This is a genomic window from Commensalibacter nepenthis (assembly GCF_029953305.1).
Lineage (GTDB): Bacteria > Pseudomonadota > Alphaproteobacteria > Acetobacterales > Acetobacteraceae > Commensalibacter > Commensalibacter nepenthis.
In genome coordinates this window covers 1,025,693-1,049,050 of record NZ_JASBAN010000001.1, presented here as the reverse complement: position 1 = coordinate 1,049,050, position 23,358 = coordinate 1,025,693, and the positions used below count along the sequence as shown (strand labels likewise).

Genomic DNA, 23,358 nt, shown 5'->3' with positions numbered 1-23,358 from the left:
TGTCCTTATGTAATTTCTAAGTCACGTGACTATTATATAACATATTTAGATAGTTTTATAGAATATACGAAAATTTGATTCATATATTCTAAACAGGTATGAGTTATTAGAGCGATATGTTCAGTTTTTTGGCAATTCCATGACCATATTCTGGATCAATTTTGATGAAATGTGCCAAGACACGTTCCACGGTTTCTCTTTTTACAGATTGTAAAGAGGTTGCGATATTATTGATTAGCAGTTCTTTTTGATCTGGATTCATCAATTTGAATAATGCTGCGGGACAGCTGTAATAATCTCCGTCAGTTCTATGGTCATATATTCCAGCAGCGCCAGAAAGGTCAGCAGGGAACAAAGGTTCTGGATTGTTGGTTTGTTTGGGTGTATTTGTATCGCTGTTTGGTTCATAATTTGGACCAGAACCACCGTTACTATCTAGGCGCATCGCACCATCACGTTGATAATTGGCATAAGGGCATTTGGGTGCGTTAATTGGCAATTGTTGATAATTTGTACCAATACGGTAACGTTGTGCATCCGCATAAGCAAATACACGACCCTGAAGCATTTTATCTGGGGATAGACCTGTGCCAGGAACAACATTACTTGGTGCGAATGCTGCTTGCTCAACTTCTGCAAAGTAATTTTCTGGATTGCGGTTGAGCTCAAAGAAACCGACTTCATGCAAAGGGAATTCTTTTTGAGACCATACTTTAGTCACATCAAAAGGGTTTTCTTTATAATTTTTGGCCTGTTCTTCGGTCATGATTTGGATATATACGCCCCATTTAGGATAATCGCCTTTTTCGATCGCATTAAATAAATCTTCAGTTGCGTAATCTGGATTGCTGCCATTTAATTCAGTGGCTTTTTCAGGAGCTAGATTTTTGATCCCTTGTTGGGTTCTGTAATGCCATTTTACCCATGTTCTGACACCATTTTTATTAATAAGGCTATAGGTATGGCTGCCGTAACCATGCATAAATCTGAAACCATCAGGAATACCACGATCAGAAAACAGGATTGTGACTTGGTGTAATGCTTCGGGAGAGTGAGACCAGAAATCCCACATCATATTTGGGTCTTTAAGGTTTGTTTGAGGAACTCTTTTTTGGGTATGAATAAAATCTGGAAATTTAATCGCATCACGGATAAAGAATACAGGTGTGTTGTTTCCAACAATATCCCAATTGCCTTCTTCAGTATAAAATTTCAGCGCAAAACCACGTGGATCTCGCGCGGTATCGGCTGAGCCTCTTTCACCACCAACAGTAGAGAATCTTAAAAGGATTGGTGTTTGTTTGCCAATCGTATCAAACAGTTTTGCAGAGCTGTATTGTGTAATATCTTTTGTAACTGTAAAGGTTCCATGTGCGGCTGCACCTTTGGCATGAACACGACGTTCGGGAATATTTTCACGGTTAAAATGAGCCAGTTTTTCTAGCAAGTGGAAATCATCGATAAGCACTGGACCCCTAGGACCAGCTGTGCGAGAGTTTTGATTGTCTGCGATTGGGGCACCATTGGCACCTGTAAGTTTTTTACTCATTGATAAGCTCCTTAGGTTGATTTTCATTAAGAAAGCAGTTGGTAGGTATTTCTTGATCTCTTTGATGATAGAGTTTTGTTTTGTTTAATCAAACGAAAAAAATAAATATAGATTATCGACGATCACGATAAGAATCGTTGTTTATGTATCTGTAATAAATATATTTTATATATTACTGTTATGTAATTATTATAAAATATATCTTTTTTGATTAAATCGTATTCTTGTCTTTTAATCAACCTGCGATTGATGAACACATCTGCAATGGATGAAAAATCTGATTATTAAAAGTGCTTATAATAGAATTGGTTTTGACGTTTTATTCTCTCAGAATGATGCATAATATTTTTGTATGTAATAAAGATCTGAGGATGTAGATTCTTTTACGCAGCCAGGCATAATTCTGTGATATATAAAATTAGTTTAAGTGTTCATGATACATAGTAACAGTTTGTATATTTTTTATCTGAAAGATGAGAAGCGTTCTTGGTTAAACGGATCATGTTTAATAATATTTACAAAGGAATATTATGGATTACACACTAATTTACTATGTTGATTCTGTTCCCCGACCGTCTATTGTTTCAATCCCTTTCAAAACACTTAAACTTGTCAGCAATTCCTTGGAATAGTTGTCGATTTGAAAAAGGCGAATAATTTGCTAGAGGCTGAACAGTATCAAAAAGCCATTCAGATATTAGATAAAAATATTATGATGTTGGGGTAATATTATTTGTTACCCATGATGCATATATCTGATGATACAGGGACTAAATACATGCTTGGGAAAATAGAACTGGAAAAAGGACATTTTAAAACAGATTCTTATTTAAAGCGGGATGTTTTAGAAAGCAGAGTCAGTTTATTTCAAAGAATGAATAATTACCCACAATCAAAATAAAAGTTAAGATAAACAAGAGAGAATATATTTTGCTTATCTTAACCGTGATGAAACCGACTTGTTGTATTAAAAGACGACGTTTACGTGAACACCCAATACGACAGCATCATTATAAAGGTTTTTATACGCACCGACTTTGTGAAAATATTCAAAAACAGGCATTACTTTTATCCCTTTATATACTGCGGCACCATAGTTTACTTCAAATACCATTGCATTTGTTTGTGCGGCTTCGGCATTATTTAACAAGCTGAATGTGCCATTTTCCATAAAGGTGCTGCCTTGGGACATTTGAAAACGTTGCGCACGTCTTAAGGAGCGTGGAATGGTATAATAAGTCATCATAAACCCAATTTGGTCATAAGGGCGCGCATGCCAAAAACCACGATCAAGTAAACCAATATTATAAAAGTCTTTAAAACTGCTTGTAGAGGGAGATTGATGGTTCCAGTTGCCCAATATATATAAACCGTGATTCTCCATTGGGTCGTTTCTGTAGATCATTTGTCCGAACATGAACCAATATTGCGAAGCATTATCCCTTTTACCAGTTTCCAAGACTTGAGATGACCATGTATCATATTTGCTGGTATCATATCCCCCACCGACATGGTAATATCCGTTTAATTGTTTCTTGCCAAAGTTAGAAATATAGCTGAATTCAATGGGAATAAATGCCCCTGTTGCATGTTTGGTTCCCCATGAGAAACCTGCCGGTCCACCTTGTCCTGTGTCGCCAAAGGGGGTACTTTCATAGGCGCCGACTGCCAAGCTGAATTGTTCGGAAAAATTATATATGATTCGACCAGACCATACATTGTTTGGCCATGCGGAATAGCCTTGTTGAGAGCCCATACTGGTCATCTGATTACAGGTCGAGGCGGTGACATATTCACAGGCAAAAGGGCTGACAGCAAAATCATCGCCTGGATTAAAGCGTCCTACTTTTAGGTTGATCTTATTGTTCCATAATGCTTGTTCTGCATATAAATTATATAAACGCAAAAAGCGATCATTACTGCTGCCATAGATTTCTTGGGCTTGCATAAAGGGATCGCCAACATAGTTTTTACTGGCATTTTGTCCCGCAAGATTCATTAAAATCAAATGGGTTGAAAATCCTTTCCAACCAATTATTTTTTCCCAATCCATATCCAGTGCGAATTCAACTTCGTGCGCGTAATCAGCACCTTTTTTCTTGCCACCACGAACCACGCCAACTGTTTCACTGATGTAATTTAACCCAAATTGCACGCCATATTGTTCTAAATATTTATTTGCCCCTGTAAAAAATAGCTCTTCGTCTGGGTCAAAAGATGTATCAATATGATAAGGTATCGGTTCTGGCACGGTGGTATTGGCTTTAATAATTGATTCTTTATCTTTTGAAGATTGTGCCCCAGTTATGTTGTCTTTATTGGTCGCATAATCTGTTTTTGCAAACGCGGTGGTAGTTAAATGACAACTTAATAGAAAAGCAGAATATATATATACAGTTCTCAGACAATATTTAGTAACCATACAGATCAACCCATAATGAAAATGTTAATTTTTGCAGCAAGTAATTAGGAGGAATATTCCTATAAAAAAAGTAACATTTGACTATTATTCTTTAAAACACATTTATTGAAATTTTAAATTTTTTTATTTATAGTAATATAATTGCTATAATTACGTTTTAATAAGGTAATTAATATAACAATCTTTTATTAAACAATTTACTATTTACATATAAAAGATTTGTTTATTATGTATGAGTTGGGTTCAAGTAATATTATTGACGCATCAATCTATGATCTCGTTATAATTATTTTTTTTAAAGCATGTCTCTAACATTGAATGATTATATATTCATTATCTTTTATTTGAATAGTCTTGCAGTATAATCAGAATATCCTTTGATCGAACATCCATTCTGTAATAAATCTCATTAATTTTATTATCTTCATAAAGCATGGCGATGGGGTTGTATTGTCATTGCCAAAAAAGAGCGTTTTTTTATTCCAATGTTACTCAAGAGGAAGATAAGTAATTGAGTTTAATAAATATTCAGGGGAATAATGAGTAAACCAGTGAATATTATTAAATTTGTCTTTGGAAATGGATCGAGGAATTATCCCATTACATTGTTTTTGACTGTCTCGTAGGGGAGAAGCCAGAATGAATATTGGCATATGAATTCATTAAAAAATCATATCATAATCCTCTCTTTTCTTCCTGATATAAAAATAGTAAACTTGTCTTATTAATTTTTACTGACAAAACAGGATAAACAGATGCAATCGACTCGTATTCCCGCTACTATTATTTCTGGTTTTTTAGGTGCAGGAAAAACCACGCTGCTTCGCTCCTTGATGGAAAAATCAACGCATAAAAAAATTGCAATTATTGTGAATGAATTTGGTTCTTTAGGCATAGATGGCGATATTCTTAAAAATTGTGGGGTTCCTGGTTGTACCGAGGATAATATTGTAGAGCTTGCGAATGGATGCATTTGTTGCACGGTTGCGGATGAATTTTTGCCAACGATGGAGGCTCTGTTAGATCGCAAAGACCCACCAGAACATATTATTATTGAAACCTCTGGGTTAGCACTGCCCAAACCGTTAATCAAAGCCTTTAATTGGCCCAGTATTAAAACCAGAATGACGGTTGATGGTGTGGTGACTTTGGTTGATTCTCCCGCAGTATTGGCGGGGCGATTTGCGGATGATCCTGAAGCAGTGGCGCAGCAACGAGCAGCTGATCCCTCTTTGGATCATGATAATCCTTTGCATGAAGTGTTCGAAGACCAGCTTTGTTCTGCGGATTTGATTATTTTAAATAAAGTCGATTTAATTACACCAGAACAAGCGCAACAATTAACGCAAGATATTCAAAAGGAAATTCCTAAAGCGGTTAAAATTATTCAAGCATCGAATGGACAAGTTGATCCTGAAATTATCTTAGGAATTAATGCGGGAGCAGAAGATGATTTACAGTCTCGTCCTTCTCATCATGATGGGGAAGGCGAAGATCATGAACATGATGACTTTACCAGTTTTGTGGTAACGATCCCAACCGCAAATGATCCAGAAAGCCTTGTGCAAAAATTAATTCAAGTTGCAAATACATATGATATTTTACGCATCAAAGGGTATGTGAATATTGCGAATAAACCTATGCGTTTAGAAATCCACGGCGTGGGTCAGCGATTTAATTACCATTTTGATCGCGCATGGCGTGCAGATGAAAGTCGTGAGAGTAAATTGATTATTATTGGGGAAACTGGGATCGATCAAGAGGCGATTCAATCTTCATTGCAATAAGATTTTAGAATATTTCGTGATGATTAAGATAAGTAAGGTTTTAGAAAATGACTAATTATGTCACTTTATCCGTAGCTATTTCGACGGGTTTTATTGGTATTATTACGTGTGTTATTGCTTATTCTCAGATGAAAATAGCGAGTGCAAAAGTAAAACTGGATTTATATGAACGCCGTTTTAACGTGTATATGACTGCGTTGAGTTGCTATCAAGCATGTCATAAAATGGATATTTAAAGAAATACTCAAGTGTCAATTCGAACTCATAGAATCATGTGGAGAAGCGATGTTTCTCTTTAAAGAGGATAGTGGTATTCATGAAATTTTAAAACAAATGAAGAGCCATTGTGATTGTGTTCTTCAACATGAACTTTATAGAAACGATTATAAGGTCATAAGTTCAGATGATAAACAAATGGTTCTTAAAAGCTTAGATAACACTAAAACGATTGTCATAGATTCGCATGATATACCAGAATTTCAAAATCTTGAAAAAATAGCTAACGATGCCAGAAAAAATTTTAAAGAAAGCCTTACAAAGCTCGAAGAGAAAATAAAACCATACATTCAATTTGAAACTATTAAAGGTTGGACATTTTTCTAAATGAATTATTCAATATTTTAAAAGAGACCCCTAAATGCATTTACTGGTTCGTGAAATTAAAACTTTGGATGAACAAGCGCCTGCTGAGGATTTGCAACACGAGCCAGCGGATATTTTGTTTTTATCTTTTTCAGACAGTGACCTGAATATTATGGCGCATTGCTTGGAAAAGCCAGAATTCCAAAAGACTTCCATTCGATTGGTTCCTTTACAACGGCTTCGTCATCCCATGTCCGTTGATATTTATATTGAAGACACCTTAAAAAAAGCAAAATTTGTGATCCTGCGCTTATTGGGTGGGATTGAATATTGGCGGTATGGAACCGAGGAAATTGTCGCTACTTGTAAGGCGCATCATATCCCTTTGCTGGTTCTTTCGGGTGAAGGGTACGAAGATCCAAAGCTGGATAGGCTTTGCACTGTTTCCTCTTTATTATTAGCACAATATAAAAAGTTTTTTTATGAAGGCGGTGTTGATAATTTTACGCATATTTTACAACTGACAACGCATTATCTAGCACAAGAATCTTACCAAGCTGATCCTGAAAATTTACCCATGGTTGGTGAATATCACTTTTTACACCCTGAAGAAGCCAATCAGCCAACGGTTATTTTGTTATTTTATCGCACCCATTTGCTTGCCAATAATATCAATCCAATCATCGCGTTGGCATCTCAACTTTCACAAAGAAATATGAATATCAAAGGCGTTTATGTTTCTTCTTTAAAAGATCCTGTTGTTTCTTGTTGGGTTGCTGATTTTTTCGCGAAAATAAATCCAACCATTATTTTAAATGCAACGTATTTTTCGATTCAACAAGAGGTTCAATATTCTCTGTTTAAACACATCAATGTGCCTGTTTTACAAATCTTGCAACCTGGCAATACCAAAGAATTATGGGAAAGCAGTTTTCGTGGGTTATCGCAAACTGATCTTGCGATGCAGGTGGTTTTGCCAGAGTTGGATGGTAAGTTATTAACAACGGCGATTGGGTTTAAAAAAGAGCTAAACAATCAAATTCAATATGAACCTTATCCCGCAGGCATAGCACTTGTTGTTGATCGTGTCATGGGATGGATTAATCTTGTTATAAAACGTAATCAAGATAAAAAAATAGCGTTATTTTTATCGAATTATCCTGGGGTTGGTGGGCAAGAAGGACATGCTGTTGGGTTGGATAGTTTTGCTAGCCTGTATCATATGTTACAATGGCTGAAAGAAGAGCAATATAAAGTTTCAGAGACTATTCCATTGATCTCTGAATTAACGCAGAGCTTATGTAAAAAAGAATCTTCGCCTACGTTTAGTATTGATGAATATAAACAGCTTTTTGCAAAACTTCCCACTGGATTTCAAATAATAGTTTTAAAAAACTGGCCGAAGATTGAGGATGATGAAACCATTCAGGATGGATATTTTACGTTACGTTATATAATCCTTGGGCATGTTACGATTGCCATCCAACCTGAACGTGGTGAGTTGAACGATCACAAATCTTTATATCATGATCCAGATACACCACCATCCCATGGATATATTGCGACCTATTTATGGTTACGATACAAACAACATGTTGATGCCATGATTCATTTAGGGACACATGGCACGATGGAATGGTTACCGGGGAAAGCAACGGCGTTATCAGAAGATTGCTCGCCTGCGGTGTTATTGGGTGGATTACCCGTGATTTATCCATTTATTGTGAATAACCCTGGTGAGGCAGCTTGTGCCAAACGACGATTAGGGGCTGTAACGATCGGTCATTTAACGCCTCCAGTGAACAAAGCGGTTTTAAGTGGACCAGCGGCAGAGTTGGAACGGTTAATTGATGATTATGCAGAGGCCGATGGACTAGATCGTAGACGTAGCCAGCTCTTGATTGGTGCGATTTTAGATAAAGCAGAAATTTGTGGTTTATTGGCTGAAACAGGGATTAATCGTAAAGAAACAGGCGATGAAATTGCGTTAAGTCATTTGGATGCCTATTTATGTGATGTCAAAGATTTACAGATCAGAGAAGGGCTGCATATTTTTGGCATGTCTCTTGTTAAAAAACAGCAACTTTTAGAGAATATAAAAGCCTATGCTCCTGATAAAATAGGGGAATTGGAACAAAAACTTGATAATTGTGCAGAGCAAGAAAAATCTGCGTTATTAAACGCATTATCGGGGCAATTTATAGAACCAGGTCCTGCAGGTGCGCCGACGCGTGGACGGCTAGACGTTTTACCAACAGGGCGTAATTTATATACAGTTGATCCCAGATCTATTCCAACCCAAACCGCTTATTTGTTAGCTCAAAAAGCAGCAGATCAATTATTGTTAAGATATATGCAAGAAAATGGCGATCATTTACGTCATCTTGTTATTGATTTATGGGGCAGCACAAACCTGAGAACGGGTGGAGAAGATCTTGCACTGGCTTATATTTTGATGGGTACAAAACCATTATGGGACCCTACGTCAGGCAGAGTGCATGCCATAGAAATTATTCCTTTGCCAGAAATGGATCGACCTCGTGTGGATGTGACCTTACGGATTTCTGGTTTTTTCAGAGATGCATTTGAGGTGCAAATCAATAATTTTGATCAAACGGTTGAAGCAATTGCCAAACGTGAAGAACCTGAGGAATGGAATCCATTGGCTGGTTTGTATCAAACAATGCCAGATAATCAGAAAGATCAGATGTTAACACGTATTTACGGAACAGCTCAAGGCACGTATGGGACAGGGATTGAACATTCTCTGACGACTGGGGATTGGCAAGATAAAAAGGAATTAGGCGAATTATGGGTAAAGAATTCAGCTTATGCGTACGGTCGAGATAAAGCAGGTGAATATAATCAAGAGGGGCTTACCGATCGTTTGAAAGCAACGCAAGCTTTTTTCCATAGCCAAGATCATGCTGAAATTGATTTACTGGACAGTCCTGATTATGCCGCTCATGAAGGTGGTTTTGCCGCTGCTGCTGCGTTATTTGATAACGAACCAGCTTTATACCATGCCGATACATCTAAAGCCGAAACGCCAAAAATCCGATTATTGGTTGAAGAAGTCAATCGTATCACACGCGGACGCGTTGCCAATCCTGTATGGATTAACTCTATGACAAAACATTCTTATCGAGGGGCTGCTGAGATCGCACGTTCCGTTGATGCTTTGTTTGCATTTGCAGCGACGTTATCACATCGTTTCGATCAACAATTTAATTTAGTGTTCGACGCAACGTTAGGAAATGATGAAATTCATCATTTTTTGAAAGAAGCCAATAATGACGCAAAGCTTTCTATTCAAAATCGTTTTAAAGAAGCACGAGATCGTGGGTTATGGCATCCTCGTTCAAACAGTGCGGCAATGATCTTGGATGAGGAATAAGTAATGAATGCTATTCGTCGAGGATGGTGTCCTTCTTTATTTAAACCTATGGAGACTGGGGATGGGTTTTTATGTCGTATTAAGCCTTTCTTTTCTTCGATTACAAGCGATCAGGCACGTTTTATTGCAGAGTTATCTCAGCAATATGGGAATGGATATAGTAATCTTTCTCAAAAAGGGAATTTACAATTACGTGGTTTTATACGTGAAACGATAGACGTCGTTGTTCCTCAAGTCATTCAAGCACAGTTAGGGTCAGATGATGCGATGATGGAAGAAAAGCGTAATATTATGATTTCCCCTTTATGGGATATTGATCCATTACATCATTCAGAAGTGTATAAGATTGCTTATGAGTTACAAACAGCACTGCAAGATCATCAAGACATTCATCCTTTAACAGCAAAATTTAGCTTTTTAATTGATGGGGGAGAGTATTATGGATTGCAAGATTTATATGCAGATGTGAATATTCGATTTTATCCTCCTTATTGGATCATTCAACTGGGACGTGATAAGCAGGTTATTGTATGTAATCGACAAGATTTAGTAAAAATTGCAGTAGACATTATACGATTTTGTATGGACCATCAGTTAAAACGATTATTAAATCTTGAGAATGCAAGGCGATATTTACAACATGTTGTGTATCCAACCGTTGAATATATTAATCCTCCTTCTCCAAAGCGTTTACCGATTGGATATATTGAATTGCCTATGGCACCTATTGTTCATATTGGTGTTCCTTTTGGATTGTTGAAAGCAAGCCAGATATTGCATCTTGCAGATATTTCTGATCGATTTGGGAATGGAACCATTCGATTTACACCGTGGCGTAGTATTATTTTACCTCATTGTTCTCAAGAGGGGTTGTCTATTCTGTCTGAATTCATCGTTACTGAAGACGATCCAAGATTATATATGAGTGTATGTCCTGGAAAGCCTCTTTGCTCTCAAGGTCAACAGGAAACCATGGAAGATGCTTCTTTACTTTTACCAGTTTGGAAAAATCAAACAAAAATGCTTCATGTATCTGGATGTGCTAAAGGGTGTGCTTCGCCCCAGATTAATGCTGTAGCGTTATGTGGCACTGCCAAAGGGTATCATTTGATTTTAAATGGTAAAGCCGATTATGAGACCCCGTATCAAAATCTGAAATTGACAGAAATCATCAATTTGCTACAAACAGGGTTTCTTTCTTCTCATTAAGAAAAGCAGTTGTTGATGTCTTTATATGATTATATCCATGATGGACAAGCGATTTATAAGCAATCTTTTGCGACTATTCGTCGTGAGGCTGATTTATCTCAATTTACCGAAGATCAAGCACGGATTGCTGTGCGGATTATACATGCGTGTGGTCGTATTGAAATTACCGAACAACTTGTTTTTCACCCTGATGTCATTACGGCAACTGAGGCTGCATTACAGCAAGGAAAACCGATTTTTTGTGATGCAGAGATGGTAGCACATGGTATTACGAAACGAAGATTGCCTCAAAATAATAAAATTATTTGCATGCTTAACCATCCTGATACATCAATACTTGCACAAAATTTACAAAATACGCGCTCTGCGGCAGCTATTCATTTATGGGGAGACGCGTTAGAAGGAGCGGTGGTGGTCATTGGAAATGCACCAACCGCGTTGTTTCATTTAATTAATTTATTAGAAGATAAAAAACTTCCATATCCTGCTGCCATTATTGGTGTTCCTGTTGGGTTTGTTGGAGCAATGGAATCAAAAGATGCTTTGGTTGAGTGGGGAAAAATCCCTTACTTGATTGTCAAGGGACGTCAAGGTGGCAGCGCGATGGCGGTTGCTGCGATTAATGCTTTGGCACAAAAGCAGGAATTATAACGGTATGAGTGGGCATTTATATATTCTTGGGATGGGACCTGGGGATCCTGAGCTTGTAACGCGCAAGGCAGAACGTGTTTTACGACAAATATTGATTTATGCTCATTTTGCCAAAAAAGGGGAAATGGGGCATGCAAGGAAAATTGCAAATGATATGCTTAGTGCAAGTCATCAAGAGTTACGTTTTGAATATCCCATAACAACCGAAATCCCTCATCAAAGTGATGAATATAAACAAACCATTTCTTTGTTTTACGATCAATCTGCGGCAACGATAGAACAATATTTGCAAAATGGACAAGATGTGGCGTTGTTATGTGAAGGTGATCCTTTATTATATGGTTCAGCTATGTATATTTTAGAGCGATTACAATCCAATTACGAAACACAGATTGTTCCTGGGATTACAGCGATGAGTGGATGCTGGAGTAATGTACAATTGCCGATTGTGAAATATGAACAGACCCTGACGATTTTACCTGCAACCTTACCGTTGGAAGCATTAATTGAGAAACTTCGTTCTTGTAATGCAGTTGTGATTATGAAGATGGGACGTAATTTATCCAAGGTAAAGCAAGCATTGCAAGAAACAGGCTTGTTGGACAAAGCGATTTATGTTGAGCGAGGCACTCAAATGGAAGAAAAAAAGATGCCATTGACGCAATATACAGAATCTAAAGCGCCGTATTTTTCTTTAATTCTTATCGCAGGGTCATAATAATTATGAACGGACATATCTATATCATTGGTCTGGGTCCTGGGGATCAAAATTTACAAACGATTGAGGTCGCGCATCTTTTACCAACTTTGACGGATTTGGTTGGATATGGTCCTTATGTTCAACGGGTTCAGGTTCCTGATACTATTCGCAAACATAGTTCTGATAATCGTGAAGAATTAGATCGTGCAAATCATGCGTTAATTTTAGCACAGCAAGGGCATCGTGTTGGGGTGGTTTCTTCTGGAGATGCTGGGGTGTTTGCGATGGCGAGTGCGGTTTTCGAAGCGATTGACCACGGTGATCCCTCATTTAAAGAAATTGAAGTATCGGTTTTACCTGGTATTTCTGCAATGTTTGCGGCGGCTTCTCGGCTAGGTGCGCCATTAGGACATGATTTTTGTGCGATTTCTTTGTCAGAGAATTTAAAACCTTGGGAAGTCATTTTGAAACGCCTTAGATTAGCTGCACAGGCGGATTTTGTGATTGCGCTTTATAATGCTGTTTCCAAAGCTCGTCCTTGGCAGCTTGATACGGCTTTTGAGTTGTTAAGAGAGGAGTTGCCTTTGGATATTCCCGTTGCGTTTTGTCAGGCAATTTCCAGAGAAAATGAGCATATTGAGATTACCAATTTGAAAGATGCCAAAGCTTCTATGGGGAATATGCAAACGCTTGTATTGATTGGCAGTCGGTATAGTCAATTACTGACCACACAACAAAAAATATGGTTTTATACGCCAAGGTCTTTAAAATTATAAATGATTTTATACAGGGTAAAGTAGCCTTTATCCTGTATAAGTGTTGATTGATTATTCTATATTTTGTTTTTTGTAAATGACATAAGAAATCAACCAAGCTAAGATAAATAATCCAATAATAGCATAACCTAAATCATTAAAATTATTTCCTAAATCGCTGATAACGTCCCAAAAAAAACCTGTTAATTGGAGCTGATCTGCGAGTAATGCCAGAGCTTCGATGCCGCCGATAAAAATGGCGACAATGATTGAGACAAGGGTAATGGACATATTATAAAATAATTTACGCATAGGTTTTACAAAAGCCCAATCGTAAGCTTTGAGCATCATGATGCCGTCTGATGTATCTACCAAAGACATTCCTGCCGCAAAGAGAACAGGGAAAACTAGAATAGAAGTCATGGGCACCCCTTGGCTAGCTTGAGCAGCAGAGACCCCAAACATAGAGACTTCGGTTGCGGTGTCAAAGCCTAGTCCAAATAAGAATCCTAGAGGAAACATGTGCCACCCTTTGGTGACTAATTTAAACATCGGGCGGAACAAGCGTGATAAAAAGCCTCGGTTATTTAATAAAATATCTAAGTCTTCTTCTGCATATTTACCACCAGCTTTAACTCTTTTATATGTTTTGTAGATCGATATGAATATGAATATATTCATAATAGCAATAGCCAGTAAAAAAGTTGAAGAGACTAATGTTCCAATAATACCAGAAACACTTTGAAATTTTCCAAAGCTATTTAATGTGTTTGCAGCAATTGCGACTAAAGTGGCAGCGATAAAGACAACAGTTGAATGTCCCATAGCAAAGAAAAAACCAACAGTTACAGGACGTTGGTTCATTTGCATAAGTTTACGGGTAACGTTATCAATGGCAGCAATATGGTCTGCATCCACAGCATGGCGTAATCCAAGGCCATAAATCACTAAGGATACCCCAAGTAATGTGGGTTTATCATAAAAGGCAATAAATGCCCACACCCAAGCCCCAATATTAATAATGGCCAAGATGACATAAATGGTAATGATGCGTGCTTTTAAATTAGGTGAGCTCTCATCAAAAAGTTGTTTAATAGCGGTAAACATGAATAGTGCCTTACGGTAATGTTCATGTCATTATGAAAAGAAAAAAGAGGCAACAATGGCATCTTTTTTATCGCATCGAGGCACCCCGCCCAATGTTTTCACGTTGACGAATGATGATGGCAGGTTTCCTGACTTCATAGTATACACATTATTTCACCCTTCCCAGAATATATATTCCAGTGAGATATAGAAATAACCAACTATTAACAGTTGCGGGGGCAGCTATAGATTTACACTATATTCCCTATTATTCCAACGGAACCATCAAGGGAGCTGTTATAACCTCAATTGCTTGAAAAGACTATATTGATTTTATAATTTTTAAAGGGTGTGATATATCGAAAAGAAGGTTTTTGGTGAAGGGTAAGGTGATGATTTATCAACGAATATTGGTAACAGGAATAGTAACATTATTATTAACGACAACAGCCACAGCAAAAGAATCCGCTCGTTGTTATGGGTATTTAACAGAGATGGTTCGCAACAGTAATTTTCCTGTGCGTGACGTTACAAACAATAAGATCAATTTACTGATTGATGACGATCAACCCAATATGATTACTGCACAAGTGGTTTATGATGTCATACCACAACCAGATAATTCTAGTTTTGTTTCTATTGGTTGGATTAAATATGACGTGACTAACCATATTCTATGGAATAATTCAGCAGATTTAAATGAGCATCCTATAAAATTATCATTTAATCAGAAATATGCAGGTGGTTTTGACCAATGCCGTAAAGAGAAGAATGGATTATGATAGATTATATATTTTTTAACTACACAAAAAGTATATGCTAAAATTAACTATCAAAAAGAAGGTGATATTCAATATTATTTTCGTGCAGATTTTTTAGAATATTCTTTTCCTGAGGAACTTATAGTGTTCATTGTTGAATAAATAGTATTGTCGCAGATATGGCATTTACGTTGCTTGGTGAAGTAGAGGCAAAAATTTACATAGGATATGATTTGGTTTTAAAAGATAGCCAAATGAGAATATTTAATCTGTCTATTCCTCAAGATAATCAAATTTATTTTTTTACTCAATATCCAACAAGTCAAGGGTTTCAAGATCAATATTAATGTCTCTTAAAAATTATTCAGGTATTTTTTATACTAATTTTGCTTTTCGTATTAAAAGGATAGAGCCTGCTTGAGGCAGTATTTAAAGTTTATGTTGATCCGATTGTTTTTGAAGAAAGGGTCATAGAATAAAAGCCACCTGTAAGTTTAGATGGCTTTATAAAAATATTAAATCTTTATACTGAGTATTACAATTTAATTATAATTTTACTTCATCAGGTAATGGTTTCCCAGCAAAGAATAATTCCAATGAATTTAATATTTTTTCTGCAATTTTCTTGGATGTTTCATAAGTTGCCCCTGCGGAATGTGGCGCCATGATAACATTGGGCAAGTCTTTTAATGCTTGTGGGACATGGGGTTCATTGGCAAACACATCCAGTCCAGCACCCGCTATTTTTTTGTTTTGTAAAGCTTGGATCAGTGCCTCTTCATCAACAGTGACACCACGACCAATATTGATTAAAAATCCTCGCTCCCCAATGGCTTCGATAATTTCTTTATTGACTGCTTTACGAGAGTTATCCCCACCGCTGGCTGCGATAATAAAGATATCTGATTGTTTAGCTAAGTCTAGTAAAGATGGCACAAAATTCCATTGTACATCTGTGTGCTGATGACGTGCCGTATAGGAAACTTCGTTATCGAATGCAGCAATTCGTTGTGCAATAGCTCTGCCAATCGGCCCCATTCCCATAATGCCGATCTTTTTGTTGGAAACAGAAGTCCCTTGATAAGCACAACGTTCGCTTTCCCATCGCCCTGCACGGATAAACTGATCTCGCAACGTTAATTGACGCGCTACATCCAGTAATAAACCAATTGCCATGTCTGCAACGTCTTGTGTTGGAGCATTGGTTGCAATACTTAGTTTAATATTTCTTTGTTTAATCAGTTCTATGTTGACATTATCATACCCAACCCCATGTACCGTAATGAGCTTTAAGTTAGGTAATTTATCCAACATTTTAGTCGGCGCACCAATGACACCATTGGTAATTATAGCTTCGGCTTTGTTTAAAATATCAGCAGAGGGTAATTCATCGATATGAATATGATTAGTAAATTGTTGATTGATTTGTTCTTGGATAGAGTTGTTCATGGGAACAAGTTGTAAAATATGAGGTTTCATTATAGATTTGTCCTTAATCTATTAAAGGGAATAAATTGTTCATATTGAATGTTGGTCAATTATAGGCATATTATGACCTTCTTTGTAAAATTTAATTAAACAGTAAGTTGAATGTGATGATTCATTTTATTCTTGGCGGTGCTAAATCGGGGAAAAGCCACTATGCAGAAATGCAAATGACACAATATGTTCAACCCTGGATATATTTAGCAACGGGCAGAGCTTGGGATGATGAAATGAAACAAAAGATACAACATCATCAAGAGCGTAGAGGGCTGGGGTGGGTCACTGTTGAAGAGCCCATTCAAATAGCAAATTATTTAAAACAGTCGAAAAACACACCTATTTTAATTGATTGTTTAACGTTGTGGTTAACTAATTTGATGATGGATAATAGAGACATTGAACAAGAAACCAAACAATTTATCGATGCGCTGCAATCTTACGGTGGGGATATTTTGATTGTCAGTAATGAAGTTGGACAAGGAATTGTGCCTGCTGATTCAATGTCGAGGGCGTTTCGTAATTATGCTGGTATATTACATCAACAAATTGCTCAAATAGCCGATCAGTTTATATTTATGGTGGCTGGTTACCCAATTATAATGAAATCTTAAGGATGGGAAAAAATGACAGATTATGATGCTGAGTTGCATAAAAAGAAAATGCAGAAAAGAAAAGAGCTGCAAACAGAGCTTGTATCTTCTAAAACAGAAACCAAAGGGTTGGTGATGGTGCATACAGGCTCGGGTAAAGGAAAATCTACAGCTGCTTTTGGATTGGTTTTCAGGAACTTAGGGTATGGTCGTAAATGTGCGGTTGTCCAATTTATTAAAGCACCAGAATGGCAAACAGGCGAACGAAAAATGGCGGACCATTTTCCTGATTTACTAGAGTGGCATACATTAGGTGAAGGCTTTACTTGGGATACTCAAGATAAACAAAAAGATATTGCCTCTTGTGCCAAAGCTTGGGATGTAGCTTTGAAGCTTTTACAAGATGAAAGTATTGCGTTGGTGGTGTTGGATGAACTGAATATTGCATTGCGGTATGATTATATTGCGATGGAAACTGTGCTTGATGGATTACGTAACAGACCAGCAATGCAGCACGTGGTGATTACTGGGCGTAATGCTAAGAAAGAATTGATTGACGCTGCGGACTTAGTAACAGAAATGAATTTAATAAAGCATCATTTCGAAGCTGGGGTAAAAGCACAAAAAGGGGTTGAATTCTAATGGCACGTGCCTTGATGTTCCAAGGAACGGGTTCTAGTGTTGGGAAATCGGTATTGGTTGCTGGAATTGCCAGAACATTAAGGCACAGAGGATTCAAAGTATTACCATTTAAACCTCAAAATATGTCTAATAATGCAGCTGTTACCAAAGAGGGTGGAGAGATAGGACGTGCGCAAGCATTACAGGCATTGGCTTGTGGTGTAGAACCGAGTGTTCATATGAACCCTGTTCTTTTAAAGCCTCAAAGTCAGGTTGGCTCTCAGATTATTGTACAAGGGAAAATATGGGGGCAAGCAAAAGCTAGGGAATATCAAGAGATTAAACCGCAACTAATGCCTTATGTGTTGGAAAGTTTTGAGATTTTATCCAAGCAAGCAGATATTGTCTTAATCGAAGGGGCAGGGTCTGCATCAGAGATTAATTTGCGGGAGCATGACATTGCCAATATGGGCTTTGCTCAAGCAGTTAAGGCGCCTGTATTTTTGATTGGGGATATTGATCGGGGAGGCGTTATTGCTAGCCTCATTGGGACTCATGCTGTTTTATCACAAGAGGATTTATCACTTATTAAAGGTTTTATTGTTAATAAAATGCGAGGCGATCCTTCTTTATTTACAGAAGCAATGAACTGGATTAGCCAACAAACGCAATGGAGCAATATCGGATTACTTCCTTGTTTCCCACGACTAAGCCAATTGCCAGCCGAGGATGCTGCGGATTTAAAATCAGTCATTTATCAACATTCACAGGGGATGCTCGTTATTTCCATTTTGCTTTTACCTACGATTGCGAATTTTGATGATTTTGATCCGTTGAAGTATGAAAAAAATGTGCAATTGAATTTTATAAAAGTAGGAGATGTTATTCCCCAAAATTCAGATGTTATTATTATTCCCGGCTCTAAAACAACGATTACAGATTTACAAGTCTTGTATGAAACAGGATGGGATATTGATATCAAAGCCCATGTAAGGCAAGGCGGGTATGTGATGGGGATTTGCGGTGGCTACCAAATGCTAGGCACAGAGATTACAGATCCACATGGTATAGAGGGGGATATATCACAGATCAAAGGACTAGATTTGGTGAATATATCAACTATCCTAGAAACCTCTAAAAAACTGAACAACGTTGTCGGGCAGCTTTGTATCGAAAATATAGAATGTTCGGGATATGAAATGCATTTAGGAGCAACAATCCATCATCATGCATATAGTCCTTTGATCAAATTAGAGCAAGAAAGAGCTGATGGCGTTATTTCAAACGATGGTCGGGTTTTAGGAACTTACTTACACGGAATTTTTCATCATAATGAAGCACGTCGGGCTTTGTTGAATTATTTTGGTGTCAGGGCTCAAAGTTTTGATTTTTCTTTACAGATTGAAGCCAATTTAGATCAGTGGGCGCAGCATATCGAACAGAATTTAGATATAGAAACTTTATTGCACTATATTTGATAAAAAAACCCCCCTAAATAAATAGAGAGGTCAAGTTAAGTAGTTAGGTAGTTAATATAAAGAGATTAAGTAAGGAAATAGATGGTAATCTCTAAGCAGTCTTGGGTTGTGATTACTAGTCGTGAAACCAGTAAATGACAACCTTGTTTATGTATATCTCTATTTTAGGTATTTTGGCAATAAGAATTTTTCGATAAAGAAAATAAATAAAGTTATTATTTGCATTTTGTCAATAAATATTTTACAGTATTAATTATATTTTTGTAATAAAAATGATTAATATTTATTAATTATTTATTAATTACTTATTTAATAAAATTAATTTTTATCATTTTTACTTTTATTTAATATATAGACAGATAATAAAATGAGTAAATAATATAAATTACAGGACAAAGAAAATATTTTTAATGCATTTGTTATATTACTTTTACTTATTTTTTTCTCTCCTTTGCCTATCCAAGGGGTATTAATCATGTCATTATGATATTGGCGTGGACCTGCTAAATAAATCGATAAACAGTTTGCCATCGCTGCTTCTGGCCAACCAGCATTGGGTGAGTTATGTTTTTTCGCCTCTTTAGCAACATATTGGAAATCAGCTATTGGGTTTTTGCTAGCTGCTAAAACAATCCATAATGCAGAAAGCCTAGATGCTGGAAAATTCACATAATCATCCGTTTTGGCGGCGGCATACCCAAAAAATAAATATTTTTCGGTTTTATGACCAATCATGCTATCAGCTGTATTAATGGCTTTATAGGCAATAATTCCTGGTAAACCACCAATACATCCCCAGAATATAGGCGCAGTTACACCGTCCGAGAAATTTTCGGCAAGACTTTCGATCGCAGCTCTGGCAATTCCTGATTGGTCTAATTGTTCTGTATTCCTACCAACAATTTGGCTAACTGTGTGGCGGGCAATGTTTATGTCAGGATAGTTTAATGCATCTGCTACGTTTTGAACATGCTCGTATAAAGAGTGTCTGGCAATAAATATGCTCCCGATTATTCCAGAGGTAAGATATGCAATGGGTTTGGGTAAATATTTAAATAGAATTTTTTGTAGAAAAAAACCAAAAATGCTTGAAGTGGCAATGGTCAAGCCAAGGGTAATGAAACCATTTCTTTTTTGTTGTCGAGGTGTATGGTGAGGATGGTTTAATTTTTTATCAAAGAATCCGATAAGATTACCAATCCAAACAATAGGATGAGGAATTTTATTATAAATTGATTTAGGATCACCCCATACTGCATCAATGAAAATAGCAATCGCCATTATTTTTAAATGGCGTAAAAGAAATATTTGGATACAATAAATAAAGTTTTTTTTCATTAGATCTGATAAACCATCACGTAAAAGGGGTAATCATGTGACTATATCAGGTTTTTATAAAAAAGGTGAGCAAAGCATAATGATTCATGGGGGGCAGTTGCAAGAAGCCAAACAACAATTTCCTGATGCTGTATCTCCTTGGGTTGATCTCTCAACGGGGATTAATCCTTATGCTTATCCATTTACGCCAATATCGATGGAACGCTGGACAGAGTTACCGAGTATCCATGACGAACACCAGTTAAGAAGCGTTGCAGCCAAGTCTTATGGGGCTAGAAATGAACGCTATGTAGTTGCGGCACCTGGCACGCAAGTGTTGATTTCTTTACTGCCTTATATTTTTAAATCAAAACAAGTTTGTGTTTTATGTCCCACTTATATGGAACATATTCACTCTTGGCAGCAAGCGGGGGTGATCGTGCATCAAGTCTATTCTTTAGAAGAATTGATGCGGTTTGCGTCACAAGAACAAGTGGTAGGAGTCATTTGTAACCCTAATAACCCTGATGGTCGTTTATTTTCGACCCAACGGATCCTAGAGATTGCAAATTATTGGGCACAGTATAATAATTATCTGATTCTAGATGAAGCCTTTATGGATTTTGAAGGACAAGGAGCAGGCAGTCTTTTACCCCATCCTGCGTTAATGATTTTACGTTCTTTTGGAAAAACATACGGGCTGGCGGGGGTTCGTTTGGGATTTTTATTGTCTAATCCTGATCGTGTAGAAAAAATTCGATACATGTTGGGACCTTGGGCAGTCAGTGGAGGCGCTTTACAAATCGGATTACAAGCTTTGCAAGATCGATTTTGGTTTTTACAATCTCAACAACAATTATCCAAACAAATACAACAGTTAGATCAACTATTTATAACTCACCAATGTAAAGTGATTGGTGGTAACCATTTATTTAGATTAATTGAATATGCAAACTCACAAGCATTATGGGAATATTTGGCTAATAAAGGGATTTGGGTGCGTAAATTTGAATATAATACACATTGGTTGCGTTTTGGTTTGTCCCATTATCAACAATGGGATAGGGTTGAAAAAACGGTCAAAAGTTATTTCAAAATGGCCTGATCCTGAAGATAAAGTTGTTGTACATCATGGGTCAAGGCGCCTCTGCTATCTGGATTTGTATAGAGTATGTGACCGTTTTTATAGAATTTTAAATTAATACGATTTTGATTGAAATAGTCTTGCTGTAATAAGAAAATAAAGAACATTACGAATAATGTTGCAAATAATAGTCTAGCAGAATCATATTTAAATATAGACAGCTTTAGTAATTTATAATCGTAATTGTTCTGGATAGGTTGATATGAATTTATAGAATTTGTTACAAGAGTGCCATATTGTCGCCCAAATTATAGACTTTCCTAGGCACAACTTCATTAAAGAATAAGGTATTTAAGTTATGAAAATGACATCAAAAAAAATTATATTATCAGCAAGCCTGTTTAGTGCATTTATTGCTGTGGGTGCTGCTTCTCAAGCAAAGGCACAAGGTGTATTACAAAATTTACAACAAAGAGAAGATAATCTACATAATAAAATGACAGAACATAATAAAAACGTTCAAGATCGTATGCAAAAGCAGCAAGATCAAATAGATCGTTATAAGAACATGGGTAAAGATCAAAAAGAGCGTTTAGAAAATCAAAAGAAAGAATTCAAAGATAAACTTGAAGCTGACAAAAAACAAAGACAAGAACAATTAGATCATTATAAAGATCCATTAAAAGATCAAAAAAAGCAATTCGAAGATAAGAAAAATCAGTTCAAAAAAAATATGGAAGATAGAAAAGAACAATCTTTACAAAGACAAAAAGAACAACGTCAACAATGGAAAGATTTGAAAAATAACACAAAACGTGATGTTAAAGATCTATCAAGTCCTTTTGGTCGCTAGTTATACAGAAATAAAATTTGAAAAACCTTATTTTTCTATTGAAAGAACAAGGTTTTTCAATAAAGCTGATCTGATATTCATTTCGAATTTTTGTTCTCATTCTACTTTATAAGGTAATTGTTTATGACAAAGTTATCAAAACATGCGATACTTCTAGCTGGTGTTTTCAGTGCTTTTGTAACTATTAGCACCGTTTCTTCTCAAGCTCAGAGTCAAGAATCCTCTTCCTCTCCTTCTGCAAAGCAACAACAAATGCCTAAACTATCGGCAGAACAGCAAAAAGAATTTGTTGCAGCTCAGACAAAAGCTCAAGCTGAAATGGATCGTTTTAATAAAATGACCCCAGCAGAACAAAAAGCCTATATGGAAAAAGCTCAAAAACAAGCTGATGAACAATTTGATCGTATTTCAAAGAATTTAACGCCAGAACAAAAAACAGCTCTCGAAGCAGCAAGAGTAAAAGCGAAAGCTGAAATGGAACGTTTTAATAAAATGACCCCAGCTCAGAAAAAGGCTTATATGGAAAAAGCACAACAGCAAATGGGTGCGCAAATTCAAAATGTGAAACCACAATAACCAAAATAGATCAAACGATTACAAAATATATCAATAGATATTGCTTCAAAGACCTATAAAATAGGTCTTTTTTTTATGAGGGTTTTAGCGATAAAAATGAATATCTTGTATAAAAATTTTTAGGTAGATCGTAAAATATTTTTCGGTGTAGTTTTTGCTTTATTAAGCTTTGTTGGTTCTCATGACTTAAAACTAAATTTTTAATAGTGAGTATGACATAGAAAAATTTAAACGAATGTCTGTGCAAGATCAAAATATATATGCAACACGTATTGTAGGCAAATGAAGACCAATTTTAATGACTTTATAGGAATGCAATAACATCAACGTAAAACAAAATATTCCAAACAATCAGATAAAAAGCCAAGGCTGATATAGAGCAGTTTATAAAAGTGACAGCAGAACAGGGGATAAATAATATAGATAGTTTAGAAAAACACTATTTTAACAAGAAT

The 23,358-nt window shown here is 36.5% G+C and carries 22 protein-coding genes and 1 riboswitch; of the genes, 17 read left to right on the top strand and 5 right to left on the bottom strand.

The genetic code is table 11. From position 1 onward, the window contains the following. Nucleotides 1–106: 106 nt before the first annotated feature. The gene (locus QJV33_RS04835) at nucleotides 107–1,549 is read right to left on the bottom strand and encodes a catalase (RefSeq protein WP_281462255.1); all 1,443 of its coding nucleotides are present in this window, start codon (nucleotides 1,547–1,549) and stop codon (nucleotides 107–109) included. 742 nt (nucleotides 1,550–2,291) lie between these two features. Here QJV33_RS04835 and QJV33_RS04830 point away from each other — a divergent pair. Continuing rightward, nucleotides 2,292–2,450, top strand: a complete 159-nt coding sequence (locus QJV33_RS04830) for a hypothetical protein (RefSeq protein ID WP_281462254.1) — start codon at nucleotides 2,292–2,294, stop codon at nucleotides 2,448–2,450. Between the two features lie 66 nt (nucleotides 2,451–2,516). Here QJV33_RS04830 and QJV33_RS04825 read toward each other — a convergent pair whose 3' ends face one another. Further along, a complete protein-coding gene (locus QJV33_RS04825; RefSeq protein WP_281462253.1) occupies nucleotides 2,517–3,971 on the bottom strand; it encodes a carbohydrate porin in 1,455 nt (484 codons plus the stop codon). A 755-nt stretch (nucleotides 3,972–4,726) separates the two neighbouring features. Between QJV33_RS04825 and cobW the strand changes: the two genes are divergently transcribed. The 8 genes from cobW to cobJ are packed head-to-tail and all read left to right on the top strand — an operon-like array spanning nucleotide 4,727 to nucleotide 13,073. Further along, nucleotides 4,727–5,758: a cobalamin biosynthesis protein CobW gene (cobW, locus tag QJV33_RS04820; protein ID WP_281462252.1), complete on the top strand. Its 1,032-nt coding sequence runs from the start codon at nucleotides 4,727–4,729 to the stop codon at nucleotides 5,756–5,758. Between the two features lie 47 nt (nucleotides 5,759–5,805). Then, on the top strand, nucleotides 5,806–5,994 hold the full coding sequence (locus tag QJV33_RS04815) for a hypothetical protein (protein ID WP_281462251.1): 189 nt from the start codon (nucleotides 5,806–5,808) through the stop codon (nucleotides 5,992–5,994). Between the two features lie 49 nt (nucleotides 5,995–6,043). Further along, nucleotides 6,044–6,361 (top strand): hypothetical protein, encoded by a 318-nt coding sequence (locus QJV33_RS04810; RefSeq protein WP_281462250.1) that lies wholly within the window; start codon nucleotides 6,044–6,046, stop codon nucleotides 6,359–6,361. A gap of 34 nt (nucleotides 6,362–6,395) precedes the next feature. Beyond that, nucleotides 6,396–9,737 (top strand): cobaltochelatase subunit CobN, encoded by a 3,342-nt coding sequence (cobN, locus tag QJV33_RS04805; RefSeq protein ID WP_281462249.1) that lies wholly within the window; start codon nucleotides 6,396–6,398, stop codon nucleotides 9,735–9,737. 3 nt (nucleotides 9,738–9,740) lie between these two features. Then, nucleotides 9,741–10,946 carry a precorrin-3B synthase gene (gene cobG / locus QJV33_RS04800; protein WP_281462248.1) on the top strand — a complete coding sequence of 402 codons (1,206 nt, stop codon included), beginning with the start codon at nucleotides 9,741–9,743 and terminating at the stop codon, nucleotides 10,944–10,946. A gap of 15 nt (nucleotides 10,947–10,961) precedes the next feature. Further along, on the top strand, nucleotides 10,962–11,597 hold the full coding sequence (locus tag QJV33_RS04795) for a precorrin-8X methylmutase (protein WP_281462247.1): 636 nt from the start codon (nucleotides 10,962–10,964) through the stop codon (nucleotides 11,595–11,597). 4 nt (nucleotides 11,598–11,601) lie between these two features. Further along, complete coding sequence (locus QJV33_RS04790; protein ID WP_281462246.1) at nucleotides 11,602–12,315, top strand: precorrin-2 C(20)-methyltransferase; 714 nt, start codon at nucleotides 11,602–11,604, stop codon at nucleotides 12,313–12,315. A 5-nt stretch (nucleotides 12,316–12,320) separates the two neighbouring features. Continuing rightward, nucleotides 12,321–13,073, top strand: coding sequence for a precorrin-3B C(17)-methyltransferase (gene cobJ / locus QJV33_RS04785; protein ID WP_281462245.1), 753 nt, complete (start codon nucleotides 12,321–12,323; stop codon nucleotides 13,071–13,073). Nucleotides 13,074–13,124: 51 nt separating this feature from the next. On the opposite strand, the gene QJV33_RS04780 is transcribed toward cobJ, so the two are convergent. Continuing rightward, nucleotides 13,125–14,159, bottom strand: coding sequence for a HoxN/HupN/NixA family nickel/cobalt transporter (locus QJV33_RS04780; RefSeq protein WP_281462244.1), 1,035 nt, complete (start codon nucleotides 14,157–14,159; stop codon nucleotides 13,125–13,127). Between the two features lie 101 nt (nucleotides 14,160–14,260). Next, nucleotides 14,261–14,440, bottom strand: a riboswitch (cobalamin riboswitch). Nucleotides 14,441–14,530: 90 nt separating this feature from the next. On the opposite strand from QJV33_RS04780, the gene QJV33_RS04775 reads away from it, so the two are divergent. Beyond that, nucleotides 14,531–14,920: a hypothetical protein gene (locus QJV33_RS04775; RefSeq protein ID WP_281462243.1), complete on the top strand. Its 390-nt coding sequence runs from the start codon at nucleotides 14,531–14,533 to the stop codon at nucleotides 14,918–14,920. Between the two features lie 158 nt (nucleotides 14,921–15,078). Continuing rightward, the gene (locus QJV33_RS04770) at nucleotides 15,079–15,246 is read left to right on the top strand and encodes a hypothetical protein (protein ID WP_281462242.1); all 168 of its coding nucleotides are present in this window, start codon (nucleotides 15,079–15,081) and stop codon (nucleotides 15,244–15,246) included. 199 nt (nucleotides 15,247–15,445) lie between these two features. Here the strand turns inward: QJV33_RS04770 and QJV33_RS04765 are convergent, their stop codons facing one another. Further along, nucleotides 15,446–16,378 carry a 2-hydroxyacid dehydrogenase gene (locus QJV33_RS04765; protein ID WP_281462241.1) on the bottom strand — a complete coding sequence of 311 codons (933 nt, stop codon included), beginning with the start codon at nucleotides 16,376–16,378 and terminating at the stop codon, nucleotides 15,446–15,448. Between the two features lie 116 nt (nucleotides 16,379–16,494). Here QJV33_RS04765 and cobU point away from each other — a divergent pair, with 116 nt between their 5' ends. From cobU to QJV33_RS04750, 3 genes are read left to right on the top strand one after another with little or no spacing between them, the layout of a single operon-like run. Next, nucleotides 16,495–16,995 (top strand): bifunctional adenosylcobinamide kinase/adenosylcobinamide-phosphate guanylyltransferase, encoded by a 501-nt coding sequence (cobU, locus tag QJV33_RS04760; protein ID WP_281462240.1) that lies wholly within the window; start codon nucleotides 16,495–16,497, stop codon nucleotides 16,993–16,995. Between the two features lie 12 nt (nucleotides 16,996–17,007). Continuing rightward, nucleotides 17,008–17,616: a cob(I)yrinic acid a,c-diamide adenosyltransferase gene (cobO, locus tag QJV33_RS04755; RefSeq protein ID WP_281462239.1), complete on the top strand. Its 609-nt coding sequence runs from the start codon at nucleotides 17,008–17,010 to the stop codon at nucleotides 17,614–17,616. Continuing rightward, nucleotides 17,616–19,073 carry a cobyric acid synthase gene (locus tag QJV33_RS04750; protein ID WP_281462238.1) on the top strand — a complete coding sequence of 486 codons (1,458 nt, stop codon included), beginning with the start codon at nucleotides 17,616–17,618 and terminating at the stop codon, nucleotides 19,071–19,073. Before cobO ends, QJV33_RS04750 begins: the two co-directional genes overlap by 1 nt. Nucleotides 19,074–19,391: 318 nt before the next feature. Here the strand turns inward: QJV33_RS04750 and cbiB are convergent, their stop codons facing one another. After that, nucleotides 19,392–20,411, bottom strand: a complete 1,020-nt coding sequence (gene cbiB / locus QJV33_RS04745) for an adenosylcobinamide-phosphate synthase CbiB (RefSeq protein WP_281462237.1) — start codon at nucleotides 20,409–20,411, stop codon at nucleotides 19,392–19,394. 37 nt (nucleotides 20,412–20,448) lie between these two features. Between cbiB and cobD the strand changes: the two genes are divergently transcribed. From cobD to QJV33_RS04730, 3 genes are all read left to right on the top strand, one after another. Then, entirely contained in the window at nucleotides 20,449–21,495 is a 1,047-nt protein-coding gene (gene cobD, locus QJV33_RS04740) for a threonine-phosphate decarboxylase CobD (protein WP_281462236.1), read from the top strand. 337 nt (nucleotides 21,496–21,832) lie between these two features. Then, nucleotides 21,833–22,327 (top strand): BAR domain-containing protein, encoded by a 495-nt coding sequence (locus tag QJV33_RS04735; RefSeq protein WP_281462235.1) that lies wholly within the window; start codon nucleotides 21,833–21,835, stop codon nucleotides 22,325–22,327. 123 nt (nucleotides 22,328–22,450) lie between these two features. Beyond that, complete coding sequence (locus QJV33_RS04730) at nucleotides 22,451–22,903, top strand: hypothetical protein (protein WP_281462234.1); 453 nt, start codon at nucleotides 22,451–22,453, stop codon at nucleotides 22,901–22,903. The last annotated feature ends 455 nt before the right edge of the window (nucleotides 22,904–23,358 follow it).

Bases quoted from the DNA above. Each gene is read 5' to 3' on its own strand.
- QJV33_RS04835 (WP_281462255.1), bottom strand. From the start codon at position 1,549: ATGAGTAAAAAACTTACAGGTGCCAATGGTGCCCCAATCGCAGACAAT.
- QJV33_RS04830 (WP_281462254.1), top strand. From the start codon at position 2,292: ATGATGCATATATCTGATGATACAGGGACTAAATACATGCTTGGGAAA.
- QJV33_RS04825 (WP_281462253.1), bottom strand. From the start codon at position 3,971: ATGGTTACTAAATATTGTCTGAGAACTGTATATATATATTCTGCTTTT.
- cobW (WP_281462252.1), top strand. From the start codon at position 4,727: ATGCAATCGACTCGTATTCCCGCTACTATTATTTCTGGTTTTTTAGGT.
- QJV33_RS04815 (WP_281462251.1), top strand. From the start codon at position 5,806: ATGACTAATTATGTCACTTTATCCGTAGCTATTTCGACGGGTTTTATT.
- QJV33_RS04810 (WP_281462250.1), top strand. From the start codon at position 6,044: ATGTTTCTCTTTAAAGAGGATAGTGGTATTCATGAAATTTTAAAACAA.
- cobN (WP_281462249.1), top strand. From the start codon at position 6,396: ATGCATTTACTGGTTCGTGAAATTAAAACTTTGGATGAACAAGCGCCT.
- cobG (WP_281462248.1), top strand. From the start codon at position 9,741: ATGAATGCTATTCGTCGAGGATGGTGTCCTTCTTTATTTAAACCTATG.
- QJV33_RS04795 (WP_281462247.1), top strand. From the start codon at position 10,962: ATGTCTTTATATGATTATATCCATGATGGACAAGCGATTTATAAGCAA.
- QJV33_RS04790 (WP_281462246.1), top strand. From the start codon at position 11,602: ATGAGTGGGCATTTATATATTCTTGGGATGGGACCTGGGGATCCTGAG.
- cobJ (WP_281462245.1), top strand. From the start codon at position 12,321: ATGAACGGACATATCTATATCATTGGTCTGGGTCCTGGGGATCAAAAT.
- QJV33_RS04780 (WP_281462244.1), bottom strand. From the start codon at position 14,159: ATGTTTACCGCTATTAAACAACTTTTTGATGAGAGCTCACCTAATTTA.
- QJV33_RS04775 (WP_281462243.1), top strand. From the start codon at position 14,531: ATGATTTATCAACGAATATTGGTAACAGGAATAGTAACATTATTATTA.
- QJV33_RS04770 (WP_281462242.1), top strand. From the start codon at position 15,079: ATGGCATTTACGTTGCTTGGTGAAGTAGAGGCAAAAATTTACATAGGA.
- QJV33_RS04765 (WP_281462241.1), bottom strand. From the start codon at position 16,378: ATGAAACCTCATATTTTACAACTTGTTCCCATGAACAACTCTATCCAA.
- cobU (WP_281462240.1), top strand. From the start codon at position 16,495: ATGATTCATTTTATTCTTGGCGGTGCTAAATCGGGGAAAAGCCACTAT.
- cobO (WP_281462239.1), top strand. From the start codon at position 17,008: ATGACAGATTATGATGCTGAGTTGCATAAAAAGAAAATGCAGAAAAGA.
- QJV33_RS04750 (WP_281462238.1), top strand. From the start codon at position 17,616: ATGGCACGTGCCTTGATGTTCCAAGGAACGGGTTCTAGTGTTGGGAAA.
- cbiB (WP_281462237.1), bottom strand. From the start codon at position 20,411: ATGAAAAAAAACTTTATTTATTGTATCCAAATATTTCTTTTACGCCAT.
- QJV33_RS04735 (WP_281462235.1), top strand. From the start codon at position 21,833: ATGAAAATGACATCAAAAAAAATTATATTATCAGCAAGCCTGTTTAGT.
- QJV33_RS04730 (WP_281462234.1), top strand. From the start codon at position 22,451: ATGACAAAGTTATCAAAACATGCGATACTTCTAGCTGGTGTTTTCAGT.